Below are 26,397 nucleotides of genomic sequence, written 5' to 3' on the forward strand. Positions count from 1 at the left end.
TGTATGTATTTGGATAAAAAAAAGACTTGATGATTATCAAGTCTTTAAGAAATTTTCACATATTCATATTTGTCGTATTGATCAATGCTTTTGTTAATGTTATGAAGAGAAGCCGTTGTTTCTCTGATTTCGTTTTCAAGTTTCCATAATAATTGTTTAAGCTCTTCGATTTCATACTTTTCCATCGATTCCACTCTCCTTTTTTGGAAGATCAATGTATTTGTGTATGGTGATTGGGTCATAAGTATTTGATCTGTTACTAACAGTGTAAATGTAATTGAGTATTTTTTCACCGAAAAGTATGCACAAAACGTGTGCGCGATACCGCAAAATTCAATAGGTCTTTTTTCATCATTTTCTGACTTTTCAAATCATACTTTTATCTCAATTTCAAAGGAATTGCGTCATTTTTGCGACAGGAATAGGCATCATTCGTCACACTTCTCTCCTAATAGAACGTACGATCCCCTCTATATCTTCGGTTTTGCGTGTCATAGGTCAGACGACAGACGCTATTGTGGACACCGCAATTTTTTGGCGACATTCACCGAAATTGACCGCAAAAGTACCTATTTTTATGCTGGAATTACAAAGATAGAAAGATCATTTTGATTCTTTATTCTGATTTTCTACATACATTTAGAACAGATATCCGTCCAATTTCACGCCAATGAGAGAAGAGGTGACCATGTGTTTTACTATGTACCTTATCCTGCTTTGCAGGTTCCCGCAATGAACAACGCATACCCGCCGCGCACGCCAATGACTTTTCCTCCAGTTGATGCCCACTCATTTCAACGAGCTGCAAAGGAATCAGCCCGTCTCGTTGCTGATGCTTCACTCATCACGCAGCAAATTTCCAGCTCCCTTCCGTTTGCGCAGCGCATCATGGAGGCTGCTGAGCGCTCTGATTCGACAAGTGTCATCCGAATGCTGAAGCAAATCGGGGTGAAAAGCGGCATTGATATCCGCTTTAGTCCAGAAGGTATTCGAATCTACTTGTCTCTTGCCTCCAGCAGACTTTTTCTTCTTTTACAGTGGGCATGACAAAGAAAAAGCCACTCTCACGCGAGCGGCTTTTCTTAAGATTCAAACATTTTATGGCACCATTCAATGGCTTCTATATAACAGCCATAGGCTTCCTGTTTCGGGAGATTTCCATTGAACATTTCATCATCCCATTCATTTCGTTCAATACGTTTGGCCACACCTAGCACAAAAGAATAATCATTTTCATAGCCAAGTAGTGCCTCGCCAACTTCATCAGAAAGCGGCAGCTCCTTCACAAGTTCTGTAATATCTGCCCTGACAAGTGTATCAATGAGAGAAAACATGCCTGTCAGCATATAAGAGGCAGGGTGCTCCCGTTCAGTCCGATAGGCAATCAGTTCACACGTTTTGGCACGAATGAATGACATTTTGATAATTTCTTTTTGGCTTGAGTTAGCTTGGACATTCAGTTCTTTAAATGAAAGGATAAAGATCCAGCGCCGAATTTCATTAAACCCAAGCAGGATAATCGCCTGCCGGATACTCTTAATTTGATATAGACGTCTCATGCCGCCTGAATTCAGCATTTTTAATAATTGATATGATAGCGAAAGGTCACTTTCAATAAAATGGGTCACGGTCTGGATATTCGGCTGGTCCTTGCTTAACTCATTTAAAAGCTGATGGTACGCATGGAAGCTGGTCGATAATGCTCGTCCTGATATCACATGCGGCTCACTAAAGAAATACCCTTGAAACAAGTGGAAACCTGCTTCTAGCGCTTCTTCATATTCTCTTCTCGTTTCTACTTTTTCTGCTAGAAATCGAAGGCGATACTTTTTATACGTATTCAGAATAGCTCTTCGTTCTTGCGTTGTCGTTTTCAGAAAGTCAATTTTTAAAATATCAATGCAATAGAGGAGTTCCTCAAGCAGCTTGTCACTATAATGTGTTCCGTTTAGGAAGAAATCATCGAGTGCAATCGTATATCCCCATTTTTTTAACTGCTTACATCTCATAATAAGTGCCGGGGTAATCGGTACATTTTCTAATATCTCGATCACAAGCTGATGCGGATCAAAATAGGTGAGCAGATCAGATGAAAGCAAGCTTTCGGTGAAATTAATGTAGCATCGTTTTCCTTCTGTCAGTGTTTCGATGCCGATATTTAGAAAACTGTTGATAATGAGGTCCGTTGTCGCTTGATCACCGTCTTCAGCGCTATATGTATTGGTTTCACTATCTCTATAAAGCAGCTCATATGATACGACTTGTTCTTTTCTGTTAAAAATAGGCTGTCTCGCAACAAACACCCTCAACTGCTCCAATCCTCCTTTATGCCATGACAAACAAGATGTGCTTTCAGTATACCAAATGATTGCGCTTTTAGTTCATTTTCAATCGGTCAAAATAAAAAAAAGAGACCATCTGGCTTGATGATCTCCCTTTCTTCTAATCATTCGCTTTCATAAAGCTCTTTTTTGATTTTATTTTTCACATCATGGATAAACTGCATTTTATTATCCCAGCATTTTTGACTCAAATCGACTGGATATTCTTCTGGTTTGCTGATTCGTTTGTATTCCTCCCAGAAGAGTCCCAGACTGTCCTGCACGTAGGCTTGAATCGTTTGAATATCTGGATTGTCATAGACAAGTTTACCTTGTTCAAAAATCGGTACGTGAAGATCTTTCGCCACAAAGTTTGTCACGAATTTACTAATAAATGTATGCACGGGATGGAACATTTTTAGTTTATCCTCACTATGAACATCTTCCTCTTCAAGTGCAATGTAGTCACCTTCAGAATGATGATTCAATTGATTAATAATGCGGTACACTCGTTTACGGCCTGGTGTTGTCACTTTCTCTGGGTTGGATGAAATTTTGATGGTATCATTCATTTTGCCGTTTTCTTCAATGGACACCAGTTTATACACTGCACCGAGGGCTGGCTGATCGAATGCTGTGATCAGTTTTGTCCCAACACCCCACACATCAATTTTGGCGCCCTGTGCCTTTAAATTCATAATGGTGTGTTCATCAAGATCGCTTGATGCAATGACTTTTGCATCATGGAATCCTGCTTCATCCAGCATTGTTCTAGCTTTTTTAGACAAGTATGCAAGGTCCCCGCTATCAAGTCTGACACCAATGAAGTTGATTTTGTCTCCAAATTCTTTCGCTACCTTAATCGCATTTGGAATACCTGATCTGACAGTATCATACGTATCGACTAAAAAGACACAGTCTGTATGTGTTTCAGCATATTTTTTAAATGCTGTATATTCATCACGGTATGCTTGTACAAGTGCGTGAGCATGTGTTCCTGATACAGGGATGTTGAAGCGTTTCCCAGCACGAACATTACTTGTTGCTTGGAAGCCGCCGATGAGTGCCGCTCTTGCTCCCCACATCGCCGCATCCATTTCATGTGCACGTCTTGTTCCGAATTCTAAAGCTGTCTCATTTTCAATGATTCCTTTAATCCGAGCTGCTTTTGTTGCAATCAGCGTCTGGAAATTCACGATATTGAGCAATGCCGTTTCGATTAACTGAGCTTCAACAAGCGTTGCCTCGATGCGCATAATCGGTTCATTCGCAAAGACAATTTCCCCTTCTCGCATTGAATGAAGTGTACCTGTAAAGGACAATCCGCTTAAATAGTCAATGAAATCGCTTTTATAACCAAGTTCATCTTTTAAATACGCGAGATCGCTTTCAGTGAAGGAAAAGTCCGATAAATATTCAATCGCTTTCTCTAAGCCAGCAAATACAGCGAAGCCATTGTCAAATGGAAGCTTTCTAAAGAAGAGTTCAAAGACTGCCTTCTTCTCATGAATGCCGTCTCTCCAATACGTTTCTGCCATGTTAATTTGATAAAGATCTGTATGTAGTGATAAACTGTCGTCATTAAACCGATGCTCCAACTTCCATTCTCCTTCCCTTACTTAACCACTTTCGCACCAAGCGACTGCTCAAAGTGAGAAAGTGCCCACTCGTGCCCCGCTTCATTAAAACTCGCCACAGCATTTTGGTGAATCACAAGTTCAAAGCCTTTATTGTACGCATCAACAGCTGTATGAAGTACACAAATATCGGTACATACGCCGGCTAAGTGAAGTTCCGTGATGCCGCGCTCGCGCAGTTTCATTTCTAATTGAGTGCCTGCAAAAGCAGAGTATCTTGTTTTTTCCATATAGTAGACATGTTTTAAATGTTTTGACGTGTGAAATAGTGAACTTAGTTGTCCATAAAGTTCAATACCCTCTGTTCCGCGAATATTATGGGGCGGAAATAACTTTGTCTCTGGATGATAAGGGTCCTCTTCTTCATGATGATCGACAGCAAAGACGACAAAGTGGCCTTCATCAATAAATGAAGAAGTGATCTCTGTGATCTTAGACTCAATCGTCTGTCCAGGCTTTCCGCATGTCAGTTTTCCATCGTCTGCAACAAAATCAACTGTATAATCAATACAAATCAACGCTTTGCCCATCCGCATCTCTCCCATATGCTCTTTTGAATCATTATATCTTATTCATTTCACTAGGGAAACCTATTCAACAGATTCATGAGAAAAAGCTTTTTGAAACAGCTCATCCTCTATATAGATGTGCTCCTGATTCACCGCACCCCGCATCTCTATGACAAGACCAAATGGAGAGTGCGCTTCATGATGATTCACCACTTTAAAGGAACATCCAGCGGCATTTGCCATTTTCACATATTGAGAATAAGAAGCATAGGACAGTTCACCATTTAAAAGAAGGGATGCCTGTCGATTGGCCTTCAATACTTGCTCCACCTCTTGATACGGTTTATTTCTTGATACCTGTCCCTTTGTGAGGGCGAGAAGCGCTCGTTCCCTTAATGAACCAAGAAACATCCTTCGTTCATCGGGTTTTGTTTCAGCATGTCCAAATATCCCCTGCTGCAAATAAAAGTCTACGGATTCTTCTTTCATCGCTGTTTTCACTCCTGGTTTCTAAATTTACATTTCTGTGACCCAGTGCACAATCTTGAGTGCGAGGTCACGGGCTTCGTCTGTTTCTACTCTTTCCATTAAAGATTGTTCAAGCGTATGGATGAGCTGCTCTTTTTCGTCCTCATACGCAATGGAAATACTCCATTCAATGTCAGGTACGGCTACAAGCGTTTTATATTCTTTTTTATTTTCATGTAAATATACATTGTAGGTCTTTGGTTGTCCGCTTGTGATGTGTGCTTTTCTAATTTTCATTTGACTCTGTTCACACCTCTTTTTTCTTCTTACATCCATATCCATTGTACCATAAAAAAAGACAGCTTCTGAAAAGGAATTCCCTTTCAAAGCTGGCTACGCATTAAAGCTCTTTTGCTGGCTGATCAGGTCTATATCCCACATAAACGTAACGTTTGGACTGCTAAAAAATTGGACAAAGTCCCCTGCATTATAGGTACCTGAACCACCAGCGGAGTGATCGACACTTTTTGGCGAAATGGCAAAAACATCACCGAAATGTGCAGAACCATTTCCAATCACACGGTCAATATGAATAGGTCCAACAATCGCTGGCATCTTTCCACCACCTTTTCTCCCCACATCATATGCCCAGCTTAAAAATACGTGTATGAAAAATAAAAAAGACAGCTGATCTGTAATCATCAGCTGTCTTTCTATGCGTTAAATGATTGAGGCTGGCCAAACAATGTGAAGTCCCAAAGCATTGTGGCATTCGGATCACTTGTAAGTGACATATAATCACCTGAATTAAAGGCTCCCGCTCCGCCAGTAGAGTGGTCTACAGCCAAAGGGGCAATGGCCAGGACATCACCGAAAGTAGCTGCACCGTTTCCTCCTAATGACTCGATATGAATAGGTCCAACGATTGCAGGCATCAGAATCTCCCCCTATCTGCTTATCTCAATCATCTTATGCAAAAAGGGAAAAGGTGTGCATCTGTCCTAGACGTTTAAATGCTGTTCCTTACGAGATCGCTGACGCAGCTGCACCAATCTGACAATATTCAAGGTGATGGCTTTGAGCAGTGCATAAACAGGAACCGCAAAGATCATACCAAGAATTCCGCCAAAGCTTCCTGCCCCAATTAATAGCAGGATAATGGTCAAAGGATGTGTGTTGAGGCGTTTACCAATAATCAATGGAGAAATGACATTTCCATCAACTTGCTGAACGACAAGAATCACAATCACTGTCACCACAGCTTTTCCAGGCGAATCAAGAAACGCAATAAGCACAGCTGGTGCCGCGCCAAGATATGGCCCAAGGTAAGGAATCACATTCGTGACCGCAATGATAATACCGAGAATGAGCGCATATTTCACACCAATTAATAAGTACCCGATAAAACAAGCCACTCCAACAAATAAACAGACAACAATCTGCCCTTGTATGTAAGCCGCAAGCGTATCGTTTAATTCTTTAAAGATTTTCAATCCTTCTTTACGGTAAGGCATTGGCAAAAATTGAACAAGCTTGTCCGGAAACTTATGTCCGTCTTTCAACATATAAAACAAAATGAACGGAACTGTGATCACAGCTAAAGCAATATTGGCAATCACGCCAAACACAGCAGACATACTTGAAGCAATATTTTCCGGCAAATCTTTTAATGTCGAAACAATTGTCTGTTCAAACTTCGAGACGGAGACATAATCTTGGTTCATCATCCAAGTAAATGTTTTAGAATGCGAGAAGTCATTCATAAATTTCTGCATATCCGTCACATAACCAGGGAAGCTTTTGACAAGTCCACCGACCTGCGTGACAATAATCGGTCCCGCAGCATTCACAATGAACGTGATGAGTCCGATGAACAAAAGATAAATGATCAGGATAGCCAGTGTCCTAGGAATTTTCTTGGACAAAAATCGAACAATTGGATTAAAGATGAAAAAGAGAATTCCAGCCAGTAAGATGGGAACAAACAAGGTTGAAGCAAATAAAATAATCGGCTGAAATAAAAACGAAACCTTTGTTGATACATAAACAATGAGTAAAACAAGTAATATTTGGAATGTCCAGAAATGAACTTTAGATTTTAACAAAGATGCTCCTCCTGTTACGTATTGATCTTATTAAAAAACTACTATTCAACCCACCTTCTGTCAACTGCTTCTTGTTTTAGAACCTTATTTTTTGTAAAAAAAAGAACAATTGGTATATCATGCACTTTTTCCAGATATACATTCTGTAAGCATGAAAAAAGCAGACACCTTTGCGTCTGCTTGCTACACTCTTTCACTGTGATCAGGCATCACCGATACAATTTGCTGGATCCGCACATAAAAAACTGATTTCGCCCCCGCCTCAATGACAATATGATCCGGCATGACTTCTTTTAATTTTCCACGCACCGTATCTTTCACTGTTTGAACAATTAATCTCATACCGATTACTTTCTGCAATGTTTGATAAACATATGGATCAACTAATGAAACAAGCTGTGGACTTCCTTGTTGTGCCATCCTACCTGCCCCTTTACTTGTGTATTTACCCACAGCGTATGCAATGACCCATGTGAATGTCACTCAGGGCAAACCTACAACATAAATACCATATTTTAACATTTTATGTTATTTTACATCTTTTGGAAGTATAATAGATTGGTGCTGCCAACAACTTAAATCATTTGAAGAGGTGAATGATCTTGAAAAAACTCATCTGTCTCGCTGCTGTCATGCTCTTTTTTTCCTTTGCAAGTTATGCGTATGCAGGATCAATTGGAGATGAACCTGGGACACCGGGGAAGTGGTTTAAAGGAGAAGCGCCAGTTCAAAAAGACGAGTCAAAACCGCCACTTGTTTTTGTTCACGGCATTAACAGCTCCTCCTCCACATGGTTCGACCGAAACGACATGGCAAAGCAAGCTGTTCTGAACGGATACGAAAGCGCATTCATAGATTTGTATCCAGATCAGGATACGAAAAAGAATGGCAAACTATTAGCAGAAAAGCTAAAAGAAATCTATGATGTGTTCGGTCGAAAACTCATTGTGATTGGTCATAGTAAAGGCGGGGTGGATACACAGTCCGCACTCGTGTATCACAATGCCCATCCATATGTAGAGAAGGTCATCACACTTGGCTCCCCTCATTACGGGACGCCGCTTGCAGATTTAGCGTATAGCAAGGGCGGAAGCTGGCTCGCGGAAATTCTTGGACAAAAAAGCGATGCGCTCTATTCTTTGCAAACGGGGCTCATGGCGGCTTTTCGAAGTGAAACCGACAAGCTGGAGAAGTTTCCTCAAAAATACATCACTTATTCGGGATCGGAATGGGGCACATTTGGCGGGGTGCTGTACTTAGGCGGCATGTATTTAAAGAGCTTTGGTGCAAACGATGGCGCCGTCACGGTAAGCAGCACAAGACTATCATATGCAAACAATATTTTAACAGGGAAATGGGATCACAACTCCATTAAAAACGGCACAAGCATGTTCCCTGTGTTCCAGCATCAGCTGCTGGCAAATGCCGCAAGCACTGGAAGTGAAAATATAGAGAGCCCGAACTCTACTGAGCTGAATACAGATGTTTATGTGAAAGGCGGAGAAAGTGAAAAGGATAAAACAGAAGCGTTCTATGTAGAGGAAGGAACGAATGGCTTATCGATTCAGTGGTTAAATGAAAGGCAGGAGGCGCGGCCGGAAATCATCGCCCCAAATGGAGACGTCTTAACAAATCTGAAGACATCGGAAGCATCTTTCCCATATGAAGGCGCATTTTCGCACCATGTGCAAATCAATAAACCCGTTCCTGGAAAATGGACAATTCGATCAAATTCAGAAAAAATGACTCCTTATTTGCTGCTCGTATCCTTTGATTCACCACTAAATGAAGAAATCAAAGCAGAAGCAGCGAAATCAGGGGATGATGCATCAACCCATTCAAGCGGTCTGATTAAACGATTAAGCAAGAAAGTAGAAACCTTTTACTTTAAGGATGCCCAAAAAGATCATCCTCTCAAAACAACTGCTTCATCAGCTGTTCAATTGAAAAAAGAAGGTGCTTATTCTGTCACGGTTCATTACACTGGACTCACTGCATCAGGTACATCAGCATTTAACCGTACCGTTATTCGCACATTGTATGTCGATCAGCATGGAAATATTCATGGTGACATTCCATACTAAACAGAGCGTTTCATGGGCTGAAGTGCCTGCTGCACTTTCTGATCCAATTCCGTGATTTTTTTCATTGCAAGTGATTCGTCTATTTGTCTGTAATGGTGATGCCCGCCAGGCTCTTCATCCATTTCATCTGCTTTCTTAACGATTTGCTGGAGTGTGTCCTTATGAAGGTCGCCCTCTGGCAAATATGAATCCGTATGAAGCAGAATTGCAAGCGCAATATCTTTGGCTGCCTTTGGTTCCTCACCGAGGCGTATGAGCAGTTTGTGAGCACGCTCCGCGCCTTTAATGGCATGAATATCATTCCGTCTATATGTCTCGTAATCCCATTCTCCGCCAGCTGTATACCATTCATAGTGGCCGATGTCATGCAAGAGGGCTGCTTTCACAGCGAGATCTGGATTAATCCCAGCCTGCACCGCCAGTTTGAATGCGTGATAAGCACAAGCAATCGCATGGGCTTTACCTGAACGATTTAAATATTTTTGAGCGACTGGATGGGTGTAAACATCCATTAATGTAACTTTTCTCATGGAAACCCCTCCTTATCTATATTTTTAGCATCCTAACATATTCTGAAAAGAAACTCAAATGTTCTGTTATATTTTCTATGAGTCTCAAAAATAGCTTATGTCAAATGAGCTGTTTTTGCTTGTACAATACGAAAAAAGCAGTCGTTATGACTGCTTTTTCACATACTCACGTGCATCGTAGACACATCCGCCAGCTGGATCATCTCCTAAAAGATCGAGCAAAATACCTGCGACTTCATCTGGACTCTTCAGTGTGCCTGTTTCATATAATTGCTGAAAACGGTCTATTTGTTCAAAGTCTTGTTTTGATGACTTCCGAATTTCCCCCTGCATATCTGTATCAATCGTGCCGGGTGAAAAGGAAAACGTGTTGATCGGATGCGCCTCGTCCTGCTGTTCCTCATGAAAAGTCCTCATAAACATATCGAGTCCTGCCTTTGAACTGCAATACGCACTCCAGCCTTTGTATGGGTTTTTCGCCGCTCCAGAAGAGAGATGAACGATCGTTTTCTTTCCGTTAAAAGATTGAGTCTGTTTGGCAAACACATGGCTCAGCAAAACAGGAATGACAAGATTCAACTTGTAATGCTGATGAAGCGTATCCTGTCCGCCTTGTCCAACGCGTTTGATAGGTGTAACCATTCCTGCGTTATTGACGAATAAGATGTCATCAGCATCTACCAGAGTTTGCGGCATGAGACTATGTTGAAGCCATTTGGCCGCTGCTTCTTCATCCGTCAGATCGACCTGAGTATGTGTGAGCTTTGGATGGGATATCGGCGATGCACTTCTTGCTGCTGTGTACACATGATCCCCGCGTGAAAGCAGCCTGTTCACAAGTGCTAGGCCAAAACCTTTTGATCCGCCTGTAACGATTGAAATTCGAATGACAATCTCCTCCCTTGATATCACTATTTTACGTAGTGAAACGGTGGGACATCAAGCAATCTGCATAAAGAAAAGCCTGCCTCTTTTAAAAGAGACAGACTATTTCTTTTCAGCCTTCGCATTCACCTTTGGAATCAGGATAATCATCACGACGAGACCAAGGGCTATCAAGAAACCAAAGATAATCGGAAGCAGTGCTGATGTCTGCTTCTCATGTTCATCCTCAGAAGGTGCTGATACAGCCGAATCACTAAAAGAAATATTCATCTCTTTCATCATGTGAGCTGGTGTTTTGGGTGGGTTCTCTTTTAGATCACTGAAAAGCTGCGGAGAAAGAGATCCACCCGGGGCTTTAGGCGGTTCAGCAAAATGAATGTCTGTTTTGACCTTTGACGTTGTTTTACTTTGTTCATATTTCGTTTGATCCCTCAATATACTCGAGTTAATATTGAGCTCCTTTTCCTGATATTCATTCGGCTTGACATTCGTATCGGTATCTTCACCAGCAGCAAAAGCGGCAGGGATGAGGAGAAAAAGGGAAACGGCAGCGAGTGCCGCCCCTTTCACGAATAGATTAAGCTTCATGAGTCACATCACGTTCCTCTGTTTTATCTTTCCATAGCTTTTTCACAAGCGGTACGACCATGAAAAGGACAGTTAAAATCACTAACCCTGTGACGCCCATTCCAAAGATGTCTCCATTTCCATATTGGATCGACAGGTACACGTCTGTCACTGGATTGGTAAAGTGGAAATTCGGCATCACCAAATCAATTAACGGTGCGACAAAGAAGAAAATAAGCGCCGTTGCTGCCATCCATCCTGCAATGGAACCGAAAAGGAAGGCCGTGCGAATAAAGGCAGAGCACGCCACTAATAACAAAATGGTGAAGATCGACCATTGAATAGCTTGATCATCTGCAAGCTTGTAAATGTTCAGTCCAAACAAGCTGATCATGAGTCCGACTAATAGATTTAAGATGCCAAACAGTGCACCTTTGACCAGCATCGGAGCTGACGCATAATACGAGCTGAAAAAGCCAATTAACAAACTGCTGATCATCACAATGACCAAAATGACGACCGGCGGTACAGTCTGCGTTTTTTCTTCCGGCACATCGCCGCTGATTTTCAGTGGATTGGCTAAATGATTATACACATAGTTGCTGTTGCCTTGATCACTTAATGTATTTCCTAAAATACCCTTTAAATCTTGCTGAACAAGTTTTGTAGAGTCGACATTCTTGCTCCAGTTTTCATTCAGCGTATCTGCTTTTTCTTGAACCGTTGTCACACTCTCTTCAATGTTATTCGTATAATCCGCCACCCCTTTTTGGCGGTCGGTTAACGAACTCATATTTTCAGAAAGACGAAGCACTTCCTGACCAATTGAATCCTGTGCACTGACAACAATTGAACTGCCTGCAAGGTCTGCTGTATATACCGCATCTCCTTGATCAGCCATTTGCTCAGCTACATTGTCCGCACTTTCAGCAATTGTCTGTAATTCCTGTTCCATACTTGCCTGCTGAGTCGTGATGTACTCAGCATAACCATCTGAAAACTTCTGCATCTCATCAATAAAAGTAGACACATCATCGTTTGATGTCAGCATCTGGTTTTTGAGTTTATCCCAGTTTTCTGTTTCTTCTTTTTTGATGGAGAGGATGGATTGGATTTCTTCTCCTTTAGTGTCATACAGAGAAGAGTTATTAGATGGTTGATAGACATTTGTGATCATTAGCTCTAGCTGAGAGAGTTGATTTGAATAGTCCATTAATTTTTTAGTTCTTGTTGATTTCGTTTCGAATTTTTTCTCAAAAAGATTATCGCTAAAGACATTACTAATCGGTGAATTTCTGCGCTTCAGCTCTTTTACTTTGCTGACAATGGATGATTCCTGATTTTTGATTTCATTTGGAATGACATTATATCGATCTTGTAACGATAGAATCATCTTTTCAAGTTTATCTACTTTTTTCGTCAGACTCTCAAGCTCTTTACTCATTTGACTCACTTTGTCTTTCAATTCGTCATTATGAGCAGCAGCTTTTTCTTGAATTTTCTTTTTCACTTCATCTAAGCGAGTTGAGAGTGCTTTTAGGTCATCCTGCGATGAATTCTTACTGCTGGTATCTGGCTGAGCAGGATTTTCACCGCTTTCACCTTGTTCCCCATCTTCAGTCGAAGGCGGTGTTTCCGGTTCTCCTAATTGATCCGCAAGTTCGTTCATCTCTATTGAAATTTGTGAGAGTTCATTTGTTTCTTCATCTAAGTTAATCCCAATCTCTTCTGGGTTTTCATTATCTTGGTCTGATGGCCCGTCATCATCAGAATCAACTGGCGGTTCCGACTCGTCCATTAACTCTTGCCTTTTTGCTAATAGCTTTGTCTGCAGGGCTGATATTTTATTTCGATAATCTTCTAAGTAACGCTCTTCATACTTTTTAATCAGTTCTTCCTGAGACGCTTTCACAAGTTCCGTTAATCCTGTTGATTGCTTAGGAATAGCTTCTTCTCTCGACCTTTGAACAGATTGGATGGCGCTGTCAGTTGTTTTCAGCTGGCTTTGTACCCCGTTGATGTCTGTTTTAAGTCCGCCCATTTGATCACTAAAGCTGCGGGCATTTTGGTTTTGAATGTCAGCGAGCTGTTTGAGCCCTTGCTGGATTTGCTTTTGGTTTGTTGATTGCGCTTTGATCAAAAGATCCTTTTGTTTGTCTTGATACTGCTGGTATTGATCGACTACTTTCACAAAGTCCTTTAACTGGTTCTTTGCTTCTTCTGTTGTACTCAAGCCGTCTTTATATTGTTTCTGTGAATCGGCCATTGCATTCTTTAATTCTTCTATTTGTTTCTTCTGCTGCTGTACGGCATCTGATAGTTTGTTCGAGTTCGGTTTATAGAAGTTGTACATCGTATTTTGGAATTCGACTTCTTTGCCGACAATATGCTCAAACTCTTCTCTCACATTACCAATTTCCTGTGATACAAAACTCCAGTATAACGTCGACATCTGTTCATTCATTTTCTTTTGTGCATTTTCCAGCTCTCTTTGCACTTTCTCTTTATTGACAGCATTGAGCTGATCTTGAATCGAAAATTGAATGGACGCCTTTTCCGGATGGTCTTTATCATAGCTCAGCACATTTTTAGAGAAGTCCGACGGAATATAGAGGACAGCGTCATACTTTCTGTTTTTCAGTCCATTTTCCGCCGCACTGCGATTCACTACAGTCCATGTATAATCAGGACGCTCTGACAATGCTGCCACAACATCCTGTCCGAAACGAGCCGTGTTTTCACTTTCACTCGCCCCCATATCCTCATTGACCACCGCAATATTTCGTGTGGCATTCTTCTTCTGTTTTGCCGGATCATCTCCAATCAGGTGGAAAAACAAAACCGGCAGCACAAGAATTAATATCATGGTGGATATGATTTTGATGGAGCTTTTTTGCTGCTCTGTCATTGAACACTCTTCCTTTCTACCGCACATAAAGGAACCTGGATTTTCTTCTCTTTCCCGTTTTCAACCAAATAGCCGAAGCCTGGCTGAATGTCTGGTTCTTGTCTTGCATACGGAAGCGGTATGATGTTTTGCTCTGATTTTTTCATGAGTAACATGGCATGACGAACTTGTTTGATTTCGTTTGTGAGTGCATCATAACCCTTACTGAACTCGGTATGATTCCCTGATGCAATCAGGCTGAAGCCTAAGTGTGCATATGACTTCATGAAATCAGCCAATTGATCTTGAAGACGCGGATCGATCGTCTGCTGAAAACGCGTAATGCCATCAATCACAAGCACAATTTGAGGAAATGACAGCTGATCGGTCTCCCCTCGGCGAACAGCTTCGACATACATCTCTTCCCGCACCTTGAATAAGCGGTCCATTTCTTCTGCCCATTCCGTGATATCATCCTTTGTTTCAAGGTAATCAATGTTCTCTTCTTTTGCATAATGGGATAGACCTCGATCAATTGAATCAAAGACTGCCAGTTTTTCAGGCTTTGCCACTAAAAGCTGATCAAGCATTAGTTTTGTCACATTTGTTTTCCCGCGCTGCGTTTGACCGATGATGAGGCAATGTTTATTCTTTTTCAAGTCAAAATAAACAGGTGCCACAGATTCCTCATCTAATCCGACTGGAATGTCATAAGGTGGTTTTTGTTCATCTAAACGACTCTCAAGCTCCCAAACTGTCAGCTTATCAGGAAGCATTGGCACAGGCTTTGGTTTTTCGGCTGCTTCAAAGCGGTCATGAAGAAGCTGTATCTCTTGTTTCAGATGCTCAAACAATTCGAGATCGTTCTCTCCTTCAACTGGCAGAAACATTTGCGCAAAATAAAGCTCTTCTTTGTTGATAATCACTCGTCCTGGGATCGGCTCTAAACTGAATTTCGGTCTGCCAATAATCGAGTACGCCTCTCCTTGATCCATTAAGTAATGGACAATCTTAGTTTTCAGATTGTTCATCAGCGATTGACGCACTGCATTTACCCGAGTCGCTGTAATCAAGAAGTATATACCTAGAGATTGTCCGTCACGGCTCAGCTGAATAAATTCAGATTCGAGATCATGCATTTCGTCTTTGACAATGTCAAAGTTGTCAATCACGATAAAAATGAACGGAAGCTTTTTCTCATTTAAGGCATTGTACATTTTGATATGACTCATTTCTTGCTGTCTGAATAACCGCTTGCGATATTCAACCTCTTCCCGCAGACGCTTCATTGATTTTTGAATCTTTCTCATCTGATCCATTAAGAAATAATCCGCCGTATGCGGCAGTTTGGCTAACGGAAGCAATGTTCCGTTTCCGAAATCATAAATATATGCGTGCCATTCTTCAGGTGAATACCTCTCCGCAAAGCTCATCAATAGTGTTGTAGCAGCAAGTGATTTGCCGTAGCCGGAGGAACCAAAGATGCCAATGTTCCCATCTTCCATCATTTGATAAGAAAGTGGATGCTGGCTTTGCTGATCTGGTTCATCGACAAGCGCAAAATGGAAGACATGCTCTTCACTCGACGCATACCGTGTTTTTGGAATCCGCTCTTCAAGCGGTGGAAGCCATGGACTTGGCAGCTTCTCAATTCCAAGCTCTTGCTGCATACGTTCAATTTCATCCACAACAGCAGAAATTTCCGTCACTGTCTCTTTTTTCACTGCTGGCTCTGTGCTTACTCCTGATAACGGAATAAGACCAGTATCAGTCACAATGGCAATATCATCTTCTGACCCGTAGCCATCTTCCATATATGGTGCACCGCTCCAAGCCGATTGGAACAATTCATAAATTTCATTGTTGCCCACTTGTAAATAGCCGCGGCCTGTGACGGTAATGGACGCTGCATCACTATTTTTCAAAATTTCCTTACTGTCTGACGCATCTTGCACTTTGAGTGCGACCTTAAAGCGGGAGTTACTCCAAATCTGGTCATCAATAACTCCGCCTGGCTTTTGGGTAGCTAAGATAAGATGGACCCCGAGGCTTCGGCCGATACGTGCAGCACTGACAAGCTCCCTAATAAAGTCTGGCTCTTCACTTTTTAATTCAGCAAACTCATCAGAGATTAAGAACAAGTGAGGCATTGCCTGCTCAGCCTTTTTCTCCTTATAGAGCTTCGTATAATCATTGATGTGATTCACATGATACTGATCAAACAGCCGCTGTCTTTTCTTCAATTCACTTTTAATTGAGGCAAGCGCTCTTTCACTAAAGTTCTTGCTGCCTTCAATATTGGTGATCGTTCCAAGTAAATGAGGAATATTTCGGAACGGCTGCGCCATTCCGCCTCCTTTGTAGTCAATCAACAGGAAAGCAACTTCGTGCGGGTGAAAATGTACAGCGAGCGATAAAATATACGTCTGTAAAAATTCACTTTTCCCTGATCCCGTTGTTCCCGCCAACAGTCCGTGCGGGCCGTGTGCTTTTTCATGCAGGTTCAGATCGACAATGTCGTTTTTCCCTTTATAACCGATTGGCACTGATAATGATTTGGCCGTTTCTGAAGTCAGCCATTTTTCACGAATGCCAATGTCATCTACCTGTTTGGCATGGAAAAGATCAAGGAATGAGACCGTCTCAGGAATCGAATTGGTCATACCGACTTGATGATCTAATGTTCTCAGGGTTCTGGCAAACAGTTCATTGTCCCCGCGCTGATGTGTATCAAGCTGAAACGGAATTCGTACTGCCTTCTTGTGCTGAATGAGAATATCTCCTTCTTCTTCGTTAATATAACGGACAAGCGTCGAAATATTTTCAGCTAAACTTTCCTTTGTTTCTGCTGCAAAGATGATGGAAATACCAAGATCTGTCCGGCTGCCTTCTAAGTATTCTAAAATCACATGCTCGGCAATGAGCTCATGATTTGTCACGATGAACACAAAATGAGGCGTAAAGATTTTCTTCTCTTTTTCTTCTTCTAAATCACGCTCACGTAAAATTTCATAGATTGAGGACAACAGCTGATCACGTGTTTGTTCGTTGTAAATAAACCCTTTGCCATATGTATGAGGCAGCTGGAAGTGCGGAAGCCATTTCATCCATTCCCAATTCTCATACTCCTGCTCATGAAAGATAAAGACAAATCTCAAATCGTGATAGCTGTGCGAGAAAGCAAGCTGTCCGACAAGCTGATGAAGCTCATTTTTCACAATCGCAGGCTTCCCAATTAATCCTGTTGGACCATCCGCAAGGCCGAATGTAATCGGGACATTCTTCACTTCACGATATACTTTTTGCATGTGCTGCGTTTGTTCCATTAAGTCATCAATATCCCGGTTGGCCATATCGCCGCCGCTCATCGATAATTCATAGCTTGATGGGACTGCGCCCGTTCCAAGACGCAGATGCAAGAAGTCGTCACTCACAAGCGTCTTTTCCCAAATGCGGCCGCTGATTTCTGATGTTAAATACTTCATTTGTTCAAATGACGGATAATGATACGTCAAAATATATTGCTGGCGGTCATACAGCTCCTGCAGCTCTTTCCGCTTATTTTCTAAATAAAGAGAATAGACTCGCTGCCGCTTCTCTTCTCGTCTTTTGCGCTGTGATTTTTCTTTAAAGTATTGAACGGACGATGTAATTAACGTCATGATAAACATCGCCATCGACACGACAATAAAGATTCCGCGCGGCTGGATAAGGGCGACAATCCCCATCACAAGGAGCATAACAAGCGGCGGAAGGACAACAAGCCAAAGCCCTCTGCTGTTATTTTCACTCTCCTGCGAAGGAAAGCTAAAGGATACCCGGTCATCTGGTAAATCATAAATCAAACGCGGTGTACGTCTGTATGAAGGGTATTTTTGTTTTGTTTCTGTGCTTGGAGGTCTTGTTTTTTCCAAACGCGTTTGAAAAGGTTCGTAAGCTGTCACCTGTAATAAATCATCATCTATAAATGTCACCGTCAGAAAGTTCCAGAACAACTCATCTCCGGTATAAACCCTCTCTGGACCGTTGATTTTCTTTCCGTTCACGTAAATCGTCTCATCCTGAGGCATGACATACCATGTTCCTTCGATTTTCTCTAAAGTGAACTGGTTGGCATCTTGAAACATGGAATGAGCTTGTTCTTTCCACACATCGATCTCATTTTTCTCATCACGTGAAAAAGACAGCTCAACTCTATTTCCTAGGTAATAAATATGCTGATCATGATGTGCATCCATTAAAATAAATGTGAGTGAACCAAGCTGATATGGTTCATGTGGAAGTAATTTGCCTTTCTTTTCATTCCCCTGATAAATAGTAAAACCATCATTCGGTTCATCAGGAGATAAACGAATTGTCCCTTCATCAAATGAAAGTGAAGGGATTGTCACCGTATGCTCTATTTCAGGTCCAATCAGAGCTTCTCGATTGAACTGCTCATCTAAACGGACGGTTTGATAATCCTCCTCATAAAAAACCCAAAGAAGACTCAAACGCTCCACCTCCTCATCGGACAGCACCAACTGTCAGTTGTATCGAAAGAATTATTTTTTCTCATCTTTTTTTGTCTGAGAGGTTTTCTTTTTCGCTTCAGATTCTTTCTCTTTTTTCTCTTGATCGGCTTTTGACTGCTCTTTTTGTTCAGCTGTTTCATCTGTTTGGCTTGTGCCCGAGGAGTCACTTGTGCTTGTCTCGGTTGTTTCTTTTTCTTCATATTTCGCCATTTCTTTAATGATTGGATCTAGCTGTTTTTGTTTTTCTTCAGCAGAAAGGCTGTCATCGTTTTGAATTTCATTGCGGTAGGCGACGAGTGCCGTGAATATGTACCTGTCGTCTCCAAGCACCCGTGCAATATCAAGTGCTTCCTTGCTATTGCCTTGTCCAATATGAATCCAGAATAGGAAGTATTGCGGATCTGTCTGTAATGTGTACGTTTCTGTGATTTCTTTTTTATGCTGATCAAGTAAGAGGCTGCCTTGATTCGTTTGTACATACGAAATGGCCAGTTCATATTGAAGAGAGACTGGCATTTTATTAGCTGGATATTTCTCTAACGTATCCACCACTTGACTGTACTGCTTGTTGAGATAATATTTGTTTGCCTCGACGTATGCTTCTTGTTTTGGCATGGCAAAAAAGAAGGTATAAATGGTGTACACCAAAGCAGGGATTAACAGGACAAGCAGACCTAGTCCAATGTATCGCTCAATCTTCCATTTCTTTTTAGGGATGGTTAAGAGCGTTTTTTCTTTCGTATCGATTGCTTTGATCTTTTGCTCAATCAAAGCTGACAATTCTTCCAGCGACTTCGTTTCACTAATTTCTTTTGCCAGCTCAGATAATTTCAACGTTTCATTGTAAGCCACATATTCTTGAAATTGATATTCATGGTCAACCACTCGAAGAACGACGGCCTTGACCTCTTTTAACAGGCGATGCTCATCAGTTTCATATGGCGGGATGCTTTCTTTGACTCCATAATGCAAAAATGCAGGAGCTAAGCCTTGATGAAAAACAATGTTTTCAGGAGAAACAATAGGATGCAGCCGCTTCACGTCGTGTTTAAGAACTGCATCGACAAGCTGGTATGAAAAAATCCATTTGCTTTTTTCATCCTTTGCATGGATGAAACGAAATTCCTGATAGGCAGGAGGCGGTTGAATAGAAATGATGACCTCATCTTCAGTTAATTGAATCTCTTTCTGAAATGAAGGGTTGATGTCTTTGATCGGTGCCGCTTCTAAACCGTCTAAGAGTTTAATTGTCTCTTTTTGAAAAATAAAGGTATAGGTGCCTCCCTCTTTTTTCATGACTGCTTCTAATTGTTCTTCTAAATAGGAACTCTTTTTATCTGCCATTTACAAAAGTCCTTTCATAGTATTTCCAGCCTGTCTCCTGTGGTAATTCCACAGTCTGACAGCTTATATTCGCCTGAAAACACAGCTTTCTTATTGACTACTCGCACCCATCCGCCTTCCCGCTTTGGAAGCGAGATTTGTTTTGCCTGCCAGGCGATATGGATGACTTGTTTAATATGTAAATAATTTGATAGTCTCAAATCAAACACACTGCCATCATAATTTTTTAAGTCGATGGTAATATCGATATACACAAATTTCCACCTCACAAAATAGAAAGAGCGCCGGCATCCATTGACAGACTCGGCGCTGTTTCTGCTTTTCACACTTAGAAAGGAAATCCCCTTGATTAGCCGCGGATTTGGCTTGCGATGTCTTGGTCAGTGCTTTCAAGTGTATTTGCCGTTTGATCAAGCTGATTGCTGACATCTGTTAATAGATCAGACATTTTGATAAATGAAGGCTTAAGCTGTTCGTATTGATCAGCAAATGCTTCACTAGAAGCACCTTCCCACATTCCTTTTAAATCAGAGATCATTCTATTTAGACGATCAACTTGGTTTAACACTTCTTGACTTTCAACACCATATTGCTTAGCGGTCGCTCTTAGTTCTTCTGGGGTTACGCGAATAATTCCTGACATATTCCTCATTACCTCCCGTGCATAGCCGCCATATAATGGGCTAATCCACTTATTTTTTGACGTTATTATTATAAAAACAGAAATGATACACAGTCAAACAAATCTGTTTTTATTTTACAAAATGAGTCTATAGAATTACTGTTTTTTCGCTTTTTATCTAGTATTTAACAGTTTTTTGGTCATATATTCTTAATAAGTATCCACCGACTTTGGTGGACCTTTCCGCCTATTGATTTTTTACTACGTTATTATTGTACTATTTCTTTTTCATCGTGCTTCAACATCCACTTGCTTGCTTCTCACACTTTTTGTTTTTTTAAGTTTATGGCAGTTTTTTGTTGATTTACGTACCTCATTCTCTTCATAATGTAAGTACGTGAAATATTCGAAAAAGCAGGGGTTTTTTATGACAAAAAAGACAGATCCGTTTAAGTATAGTCTTGATCGTTTAGAGGATGTGGCAGACCAAATAAGTGATGTGCTCAATTGCCCTATTACTATAGAAGATACTCATCATCGATTATTGGCATATAGCACACACAATGATTTTACTGATCCCGCCAGAACTTCAACCATTATCTCCCGCCGGGTACCGGAAAAAGTCATCAATCGGCTTTGGAAGGACGGCATCATCCCTACACTCCTTAAAACAGACGAACCGCTTCGTGTCCCTCAAATTGCAGAGGTGGGTTTATCTAGCAGGGTCGCCATATCCATCTGGAAGGACAAAGAAGTGCTCGGATTTATTTGGGCGATTGAATCTACGCAGCCATTTTCAGAAGAAGAAATGGACCTTCTCAAAATGGCAGCACATGCCGTGAAAAACAAATTACTCAATTTACAAATTCGAAAAACGAAAACAGAGGAACGCAATCAGGAGCTTTTCTGGAAGATGCTTACGGGTCATATTCATGAAAAGGATGAGATGCTCGACCTTTTTTTAAGACTTGGCATCAGATGTCCAGACACATATGCCATCATCATCTTCCGTCTTCGTGACGAACTCACAGAGGAGACAGAAAAAAAGCTGTCCTATCTGCTTGAAACAACACAGCAAGTACAGGTATTGTTAACGACTGTTGATTTTCACGAATTCATTATTCTTGTCTCACCAAAAACAGAACATCCGCTTCAAGATATTAAACAATTCACAAGCGGCATGCTGCAGCAACTTGCGGACCGGTATCATATTCAGCATGTTCAGGCAGCAATTGGAGGAATTTACGATAACATCTCTCAAATTCAGCCTTCCTATAAAGAAGCACTGGCTGTATTAAAAACGAAAGAACGCTTTCCAGTTGAAACAGAACGTTTAAACAGCTTTTCTGAACTAGGCATTTATCAATATCTTGATGTGCTTGCTGAGAAGCGAAAGGGCTCTTCTTACTCCAGTTACTCTTTATCGAAGCTGGAGGATTACGATCTGAGGCATCATTCCAACCTTGTCGAAACACTTGAACGGTTTATTGACTGTGACAGCAATGCCAATATTGCCGCAAAGCAATTAAATATCCACATCAATACCTTAAATTATCGATTAAAACGGATTACAGACATCGCAGAAATTGATTTAAAAAACATGAATGAGAAAATGACTATATACCTTGATATGAAGCTAAAAAACGTCCATTTGTGAAATTTCACAAAGAGGCGTTTTTTTATTTTTTATTTCAACCGAAGAATTTTCTAAACTTTCAGGATACACTAGACATACAATATCAATAGATAAGCATAGGAGGAATAAACATGATCATCGGCATTCCGAAAGAAATTAAGAACAATGAAAACCGAGTGGCATTAACACCAGGAGCAGCTTCTCAATTGCTTTCAGCTGGACATCAGATTTTAATTGAAACAAACGCTGGTTTTGGAAGCGGATTCACTGATGACGATTATGTATCTGTTGGTGCAGAGATTCTTGATCAGGCGAAAGATGTATGGGCATCTTCTGATATGATCATGAAAGTAAAAGAACCATTACCTGAGGAATATCCTTATTTCAGAGAAGGACTCATCTTATTTACGTACCTGCATCTAGCCGCAGAGCCCTCCTTGGCTGAAGCATTAAAACAAAAAGGCGTTACAGCCATTGCTTATGAAACCGTAACGGACGGAAAATCACTCCCTCTTCTCACACCTATGTCTGAAGTAGCAGGCAGAATGGCCGCTCAAATTGGTGCACAATTTTTAGAAAAGCCAAAAGGCGGAAAGGGTATTTTACTTGCAGGTGTACCAGGGGTATCAAGAGGAAAGGTCACCATTATTGGCGGCGGAGTTGTTGGAACAAACGCAGCGAAAATGGCAATCGGACTTGGCGCAGATGTCACCCTGATTGATGTAAATGCAGAACGCCTGCGTCAGCTGGACGACCAATTTGGCCATCAAATGAAAACGTTAATGTCCAACCCTGTCAACATTGCAGATTCAGTCAGTGAAGCAGATCTTCTCATTTGTGCTGTGCTGATTCCTGGTGCCAAAGCACCGACGCTTGTGACAGAAGAAATGGTGAAACAAATGAAGCCTGGTTCTGTCATCGTAGATGTAGCGATTGATCAAGGCGGCATTGTCGAAACCATTGATCATATCACAACCCATGACCAACCTACTTATGAAAAACACGGCATATTGCATTATGCTGTCGCCAACATGCCAGGTGCGGTTCCGCGGACATCAACTGTTGCGTTAACGAATGTCACTGTTCCATATGCACTGCAAATTGCGAATAAAGGCGCTGCTAAAGCCATTAGAGAAAACAACGCCATCGCAGAAGGCGTCAATGTCATGAACGGACATATCACGTACGAAGCGGTTGCTCGTGATCTCGGCTATGATTACGTACCTGTCAGCAAAGCCATCGATGCCACTTTTATGACTGAAGCTTAATCAACTACCTGCCCTCTTGATGGGCGGGTTTTTATTGTTAACTTAAAATAAAAACAAGTTGACAAAATTTCTTCTTCCCCTTAATCTATTTGTACAGATAAGACAGGGGGAAACATCATGCAAAAGAAGACACGAACTGCTGACTTTGTGCTAGTCGGAATGTTTGCTGCACTCATGGCTATCGGGGCCAATATCACATCCATTGTGCCGTTTTTACAGGTGGGCGGAATTCCACTTACGATGCAGCCGTTTTTTTGTGTGCTTGCCGGTCTCTTACTCGGCAGACGGCTCGGGGCATTAGCTATGATTGTCTATGCCTTGGTTGGAATTGCTGGTGCACCAGTATTCGCTCAGTTCTCTGCGGGCTTTGGGGTCATTTTAGGCAAAAGCGGCGGCTTTGTATTATCATACATCCCTGCTGCCTGGCTTGCCGGATTCATTCTAGAAAAAAGAAAAAACCCTGGCTTTGGCCGCTTTTTGCTTGCAGCCATTGCTGGTACGACCGTGATGTATGTGATTGGAACGACCTATACATACCTCGCATTAAATGTATGGCTCAATGCACCGATTTCCTATCAAACCACATGGTTCTTTATGATCTGGTTTATGGTAAAAGACTACGCATTGACTATATTACTTGCGATGCTGGCACCTAAAATTTATCGCTCTGTATCCAAAGCCACATCCTTTCGAAAACAAGAAGCTGTATCATAGAAAAAAGAGCCTGTCATCATTCAGGCTCTTTTTTCATCGTTACTCAGCGTATTGATCTATGATTTGTTCTAGCATTCCTTCAAGCACTTCTACATTTTCAAGATCTGATGGACTGAAGCGGTAGCGCGCAAGCTGTTCTCCTTCATTATACATCTCTTCGAGCCATCCTCTCAGGCCTCTTGCTCTGCGGTCGACTTCAAAAACAATGTCTAAGCCGCCTTCATCTATCAGAAAAATCAGCTCTAGCTCATCAAGCATATAGCGATAGTAGTCTGATGTCGGAATGAACTCGAATTCTTGGACGAATGGCAGGCGCCGCTGAAAGTAAGGTGCTTGCTCACAGTCTGCTTCGTTCAGGTGGAAGCCAAGATTTCTAGTGGCCTGCAGTACATTTCTCACCCAAGGATGTGCTTCAACGAAAATGCGGTCATAGTCAGATTTATCGATTCCGCCTTGGATATCAAGGTCTGTCTCCACTGCAATTTCTACTTTTCCGATCGTCATCGGGGTATCAATAGGAAGAATAAATGAAAACGGAAATTCATGCTTTTCTCCAGGCTGGATGGTAAAAGAATCCGCCACCCGGACAGAATGGATGTTGGCATATTTTCTACGCTCTTCATCATCTTTTACAATCACATACTGTGTTTCAATTTTAACATTGATATGACGGATTTCCTGAGAGATTTTCCCGCCCTTTACATGGACAGTTCCCTTTACTTCTTGTCCTGGATAATAAGCGTTTTTCTCTAAAATGGTATCTACTTTTGCTGCACCAATCCCAGCACTTGCCGCTAGCTTTTTAAAAAATGACATATCCCATCTTCCCCTTTTCATTTTTATCAGCATATATACGTAAGATAGAGGAAAAAAGATTCATTTAATTCATACTTTTGTCCTAATTATTTTTTCATCTACGAACAACAAAAAAGCTTATAGAAAAAACATCATCGTTTTCTCTACAAGCTTTTCATTTTACAGAATAATCGCCGCCAGCCAGCCGAACAGAACAAGCGGAATATTATAATAGATAAAAGTCGGGACACAAGTTCCCCAAATGTGGTGATGCTGTCCATCCATATTCAATCCAGATGTTGGTCCAAGCGTACTGTCACTTGCAGGTGAACCTGCATCTCCAACAGCCGCAGCAGAGCCAATAATGGCAATGGTGGCCATTGGACTAAATCCTAAGTGTAAGCAAAGTGGAACAAAGATGGTTGTAATAATCGGAATCGTTGCAAATGATGATCCGATCCCCATTGTCACAAGCAGGCCGACAAGCAGCATTAAAATCGCTGCAAGGCTCTGGCTGTTGCCGATAAATTGGGAAGATGCTTTGACAAGAGATTCAATGTCTCCTGTTTTTGTTAAAACGTTGGCAAACCCAGCGGCAACAAGCATGACAAAACCGATAAATGCCATCATATTCATTCCAGATGTAATAAGTTCATCTGCTTCATCGCGTTTCATCATTCCAGTCACAAACAAGACAAGCAGTCCTGCGAGTGCACCGAAGATCATTCCTTCCACACCAAGGCTTTGCGATAGATAAAGCTGGACAATCAACGAAACGAGAATAGCAAGACCGGCAAAGAATAAGCTTTTTTTCGTATAAGCCGATTTCTCTACATCTGTAATTTCACGATTCTCATATACCTTCGGCTTTCGATATACAAAAATGGAAACGATCAAGCCAAGAACCATTCCTGCTACAGGAATCAGCATCGCATACGGAATATCTGCAAGGTTTACGGTCAGACCCGCTTCCTTCATATTGTCACGAAGCATTCCGTGGAAAATCTGTCCAAAACCGACTGGAAGTAATATATATGGTGCAGTGAGTCCGAAGGTAATGACACACGCTAGCAGTCTGCGGTCAATCTGAAGCTCGTTAAACACCTTTAATAACGGCGGAATGAGGACTGGGATAAAGGCAATGTGAACAGGAACGACGTTCTGTGAGAAACAGGACACGATCAAAATGACAAGAACGATGAGCACTTTTGATAGTGTTTTCCGTCTTGAATCGCCTTCTTTTCCTAGAAGCTTCACTGCTCCTTCAACCATGGCATCTGGAAGACCTGTTTTCGTCAGCGCCGCAGCAAATGCCCCTAATAACGCATAACTAATCGCCACGGTTGCATTTCCTCCGAGTCCATCCGTAAAGGCGTCCACTGTTCCTCCCAAGCCTAATCCACCTGCAAGTCCGCCAGCTAAAGCACCTATGGCCAGCGCAATCACGACATTGACCCTCAGCAAGCTTAATATCAACATTAAAACAACCGCTAAAACAACTGCATTCATGG

25 protein-coding genes are annotated in these 26,397 nt (G+C 41.6%); 5 read left to right on the forward strand and 20 right to left on the reverse strand.

Annotation, left to right across the window (positions count from 1 at the left end; translation table 11 throughout):
* Positions 1–44: 44 nt before the first annotated feature.
* Entirely contained in the window at positions 45–185 is a 141-nt protein-coding gene (gene degQ, locus QR42_RS14410) for a degradation enzyme regulation protein DegQ (RefSeq protein WP_003213123.1), read from the reverse strand.
* 505 nt (positions 186–690) lie between these two features.
* Between degQ and QR42_RS14415 the strand changes: the two genes are divergently transcribed.
* The gene (locus QR42_RS14415; RefSeq protein WP_039181132.1) at positions 691–1,047 is read left to right on the forward strand and encodes a YuzC family spore coat inner layer protein; all 357 of its coding nucleotides are present in this window, start codon (positions 691–693) and stop codon (positions 1,045–1,047) included.
* 35 nt (positions 1,048–1,082) lie between these two features.
* Here QR42_RS14415 and QR42_RS14420 read toward each other — a convergent pair whose 3' ends face one another.
* The 9 genes from QR42_RS14420 to QR42_RS14460 form a co-directional block, all read right to left on the reverse strand.
* The gene (locus tag QR42_RS14420) at positions 1,083–2,309 is read right to left on the reverse strand and encodes an EAL and HDOD domain-containing protein (RefSeq protein WP_039181134.1); all 1,227 of its coding nucleotides are present in this window, start codon (positions 2,307–2,309) and stop codon (positions 1,083–1,085) included.
* A gap of 137 nt (positions 2,310–2,446) precedes the next feature.
* On the reverse strand, positions 2,447–3,919 hold the full coding sequence (locus QR42_RS14425; protein ID WP_039181137.1) for a nicotinate phosphoribosyltransferase: 1,473 nt from the start codon (positions 3,917–3,919) through the stop codon (positions 2,447–2,449).
* Between the two features lie 17 nt (positions 3,920–3,936).
* The gene (locus QR42_RS14430; protein WP_039181140.1) at positions 3,937–4,488 is read right to left on the reverse strand and encodes a cysteine hydrolase family protein; all 552 of its coding nucleotides are present in this window, start codon (positions 4,486–4,488) and stop codon (positions 3,937–3,939) included.
* 60 nt (positions 4,489–4,548) lie between these two features.
* Positions 4,549–4,956, reverse strand: a complete 408-nt coding sequence (locus tag QR42_RS14435; protein WP_039181143.1) for a YueI family protein — start codon at positions 4,954–4,956, stop codon at positions 4,549–4,551.
* A 27-nt stretch (positions 4,957–4,983) separates the two neighbouring features.
* The gene (locus tag QR42_RS14440) at positions 4,984–5,232 is read right to left on the reverse strand and encodes a YueH family protein (protein ID WP_024423330.1); all 249 of its coding nucleotides are present in this window, start codon (positions 5,230–5,232) and stop codon (positions 4,984–4,986) included.
* Between the two features lie 96 nt (positions 5,233–5,328).
* Positions 5,329–5,550, reverse strand: coding sequence for a spore germination protein (locus QR42_RS14445; RefSeq protein ID WP_024425952.1), 222 nt, complete (start codon positions 5,548–5,550; stop codon positions 5,329–5,331).
* Positions 5,551–5,648: 98 nt separating this feature from the next.
* The gene (locus QR42_RS14450; protein ID WP_003213446.1) at positions 5,649–5,870 is read right to left on the reverse strand and encodes a spore germination protein; all 222 of its coding nucleotides are present in this window, start codon (positions 5,868–5,870) and stop codon (positions 5,649–5,651) included.
* Between the two features lie 66 nt (positions 5,871–5,936).
* The gene (locus QR42_RS14455) at positions 5,937–7,040 is read right to left on the reverse strand and encodes an AI-2E family transporter (protein WP_039181146.1); all 1,104 of its coding nucleotides are present in this window, start codon (positions 7,038–7,040) and stop codon (positions 5,937–5,939) included.
* A 183-nt stretch (positions 7,041–7,223) separates the two neighbouring features.
* A complete protein-coding gene (locus tag QR42_RS14460; protein ID WP_024423334.1) occupies positions 7,224–7,460 on the reverse strand; it encodes a YuzF family protein in 237 nt (78 codons plus the stop codon).
* A gap of 176 nt (positions 7,461–7,636) precedes the next feature.
* Here QR42_RS14460 and QR42_RS14465 point away from each other — a divergent pair, with 176 nt between their 5' ends.
* The gene (locus QR42_RS14465; protein WP_235354773.1) at positions 7,637–9,124 is read left to right on the forward strand and encodes an esterase/lipase family protein; all 1,488 of its coding nucleotides are present in this window, start codon (positions 7,637–7,639) and stop codon (positions 9,122–9,124) included.
* Here the strand turns inward: QR42_RS14465 and QR42_RS14470 are convergent.
* From QR42_RS14470 to QR42_RS14505, 8 genes are all read right to left on the reverse strand, one after another.
* Positions 9,121–9,654 carry an HD domain-containing protein gene (locus QR42_RS14470; protein ID WP_024423336.1) on the reverse strand — a complete coding sequence of 178 codons (534 nt, stop codon included), beginning with the start codon at positions 9,652–9,654 and terminating at the stop codon, positions 9,121–9,123. The two genes, QR42_RS14465 and QR42_RS14470, sit on opposite strands and share 4 nt — an antisense overlap.
* A 144-nt stretch (positions 9,655–9,798) precedes the next feature.
* Entirely contained in the window at positions 9,799–10,542 is a 744-nt protein-coding gene (locus QR42_RS14475; protein ID WP_039183296.1) for a (S)-benzoin forming benzil reductase, read from the reverse strand.
* A 99-nt stretch (positions 10,543–10,641) separates the two neighbouring features.
* Positions 10,642–11,127 carry a type VII secretion protein EssA gene (gene essA / locus QR42_RS14480; RefSeq protein ID WP_039181152.1) on the reverse strand — a complete coding sequence of 162 codons (486 nt, stop codon included), beginning with the start codon at positions 11,125–11,127 and terminating at the stop codon, positions 10,642–10,644.
* Positions 11,117–14,014, reverse strand: coding sequence for a type VII secretion protein EsaA (esaA, locus tag QR42_RS14485; RefSeq protein WP_039181155.1), 2,898 nt, complete (start codon positions 14,012–14,014; stop codon positions 11,117–11,119). The genes essA and esaA overlap by 11 nt, the downstream gene beginning before the upstream one ends.
* Positions 14,011–18,486, reverse strand: coding sequence for a type VII secretion protein EssC (gene essC / locus QR42_RS14490; protein ID WP_039181158.1), 4,476 nt, complete (start codon positions 18,484–18,486; stop codon positions 14,011–14,013). Before essC ends, esaA begins: the two co-directional genes overlap by 4 nt.
* Positions 18,487–18,537: 51 nt before the next feature.
* On the reverse strand, positions 18,538–19,851 hold the full coding sequence (essB, locus tag QR42_RS14495) for a type VII secretion protein EssB (RefSeq protein ID WP_039181160.1): 1,314 nt from the start codon (positions 19,849–19,851) through the stop codon (positions 18,538–18,540).
* 14 nt (positions 19,852–19,865) lie between these two features.
* Positions 19,866–20,105, reverse strand: a complete 240-nt coding sequence (locus tag QR42_RS14500) for an ESX secretion system protein YukD (protein WP_003213579.1) — start codon at positions 20,103–20,105, stop codon at positions 19,866–19,868.
* Between the two features lie 95 nt (positions 20,106–20,200).
* Entirely contained in the window at positions 20,201–20,494 is a 294-nt protein-coding gene (locus QR42_RS14505) for a WXG100 family type VII secretion target (protein ID WP_003213769.1), read from the reverse strand.
* A 406-nt stretch (positions 20,495–20,900) separates the two neighbouring features.
* On the opposite strand from QR42_RS14505, the gene QR42_RS14510 reads away from it, so the two are divergent.
* From QR42_RS14510 to QR42_RS14520, 3 genes are all read left to right on the forward strand, one after another.
* Positions 20,901–22,130, forward strand: a complete 1,230-nt coding sequence (locus QR42_RS14510) for a sporulation transcriptional activator AdeR (protein WP_039181162.1) — start codon at positions 20,901–20,903, stop codon at positions 22,128–22,130.
* Positions 22,131–22,240: 110 nt separating this feature from the next.
* The gene (ald, locus tag QR42_RS14515) at positions 22,241–23,377 is read left to right on the forward strand and encodes an alanine dehydrogenase (RefSeq protein WP_034282594.1); all 1,137 of its coding nucleotides are present in this window, start codon (positions 22,241–22,243) and stop codon (positions 23,375–23,377) included.
* A 117-nt stretch (positions 23,378–23,494) separates the two neighbouring features.
* The gene (locus QR42_RS14520) at positions 23,495–24,091 is read left to right on the forward strand and encodes a biotin transporter BioY (protein ID WP_034282595.1); all 597 of its coding nucleotides are present in this window, start codon (positions 23,495–23,497) and stop codon (positions 24,089–24,091) included.
* Between the two features lie 39 nt (positions 24,092–24,130).
* Here the strand turns inward: QR42_RS14520 and QR42_RS14525 are convergent, their stop codons facing one another.
* Both QR42_RS14525 and QR42_RS14530 read right to left on the reverse strand, forming a co-directional pair.
* Entirely contained in the window at positions 24,131–24,907 is a 777-nt protein-coding gene (locus QR42_RS14525) for a sporulation protein (protein ID WP_039181164.1), read from the reverse strand.
* Positions 24,908–25,066: 159 nt separating this feature from the next.
* A complete protein-coding gene (locus QR42_RS14530; RefSeq protein WP_024425962.1) occupies positions 25,067–26,395 on the reverse strand; it encodes a Na+/H+ antiporter family protein in 1,329 nt (442 codons plus the stop codon).
* Between the last annotated feature and the right edge of the window lie 2 nt (positions 26,396–26,397).

Source organism: Bacillus sp. WP8 (assembly GCF_000800825.1).
Classification (GTDB): domain Bacteria; phylum Bacillota; class Bacilli; order Bacillales; family Bacillaceae; genus Bacillus; species Bacillus safensis.